Source organism: Pseudoalteromonas sp. SR45-5 (assembly GCF_014163565.1).
Taxonomy (GTDB): domain Bacteria; phylum Pseudomonadota; class Gammaproteobacteria; order Enterobacterales; family Alteromonadaceae; genus Pseudoalteromonas; species Pseudoalteromonas distincta.
In genome coordinates this window covers 1-894 of record NZ_JACJDN010000980.1, presented here as the reverse complement: position 1 = coordinate 894, position 894 = coordinate 1, and the positions used below count along the sequence as shown (strand labels likewise).

General features: G+C 37.8%; 3 protein-coding genes. All 3 read right to left on the bottom strand.

Going from position 1 to position 894, the window contains the following annotated elements; genetic code table 11:
* Positions 1 to 247 (bottom strand): Na+/H+ antiporter subunit G (locus H5072_RS20500; protein ID WP_182694640.1); only part of this gene is annotated, 247 nt, incomplete at its 3' end.
* Positions 248 to 256: 9 nt separating this feature from the next.
* Positions 257 to 526: a K+/H+ antiporter subunit F gene (locus H5072_RS20495; protein ID WP_007378493.1), complete on the bottom strand. Its 270-nt coding sequence runs from the start codon at positions 524 to 526 to the stop codon at positions 257 to 259.
* Positions 520 to 894 (bottom strand): Na+/H+ antiporter subunit E (locus tag H5072_RS20490; protein WP_182694639.1); only part of this gene is annotated, 375 nt, incomplete at its 5' end. The genes H5072_RS20495 and H5072_RS20490, both read right to left, overlap by 7 nt.

The window sequence follows — 894 nt, the reverse complement described above, 5'->3', positions numbered from 1 at the left end:
CACTAATCGGTGCTGTAATTAGTAAAAATATAGTAATGAGTATTTCTTTAACACTTAGGCCATGCTCTGAACTTGCAAAATAAACCATAGCCGCAATTAACATACTCGCCATGCCTAACGTGGTTGCTTTAGTTGGTCCATGCAAACGCATAAAAAAGTCAGGTAGTTTAATTAAACCTATTGAGCCAATTAAAATAAACGTACCACCAAATAACAATAATATTGATACAACCCATTCGCTGATCATGTTTTCACCTTATTCAATTATATCGCCACGTAGTAAATACTTACACACTGCAACCGTACTTATAAAACCTAGCATGGCAATAAGCAGTGCAGCTTCAAAATAAAGCCCTGTATCCATACTAATGCTGTATAAAATAATCAGTGCGATGACGTTAATGTACATAGTATCGAGCGCTAAAACACGGTCAGGCACTGACGGACCGATGATCAATCGCCATAAGTTAAGCAATAATGATAAGCCAATCATCGAAAAAACAATGAGTAATACAGTATCTAACATTGAAATATCTCCTTTAGTGGAGCTTCGTAGCGTTGTTTTATTTGTTTGATAAGTGCTTCTTCATCTTTAAGGTCAAGCACATGTATTAATAAGTAGCGTTGCGTTGGCTCTTCACCTTCAGGTAACGACTCAGCAATTGGATAAACCTCTGCACTCACAGTACCAGGTGTAAGCGATACACAGCTGGCCAATATGGTAATTGGCATGTCGTGTGTTAAATCTATCGGTACTTTTATAAATGCCGGACGCAATTTTTTTGATGGTCCAAGTATAAGTAAAGCCACTTGTAAATTTGCAACAACAATATCGTACAGCACTATAAGTAACTGCTTAAGCGCCAAGCCTGGCTTTAAAATCAGTGGCTGAGG

Excerpts from the sequence above, each read along its gene's own strand:
- H5072_RS20495 (WP_007378493.1), bottom strand. The coding sequence starts at position 526 with ATGTTAGATACTGTATTACTCATTGTTTTTTCGATGATTGGCTTATCA.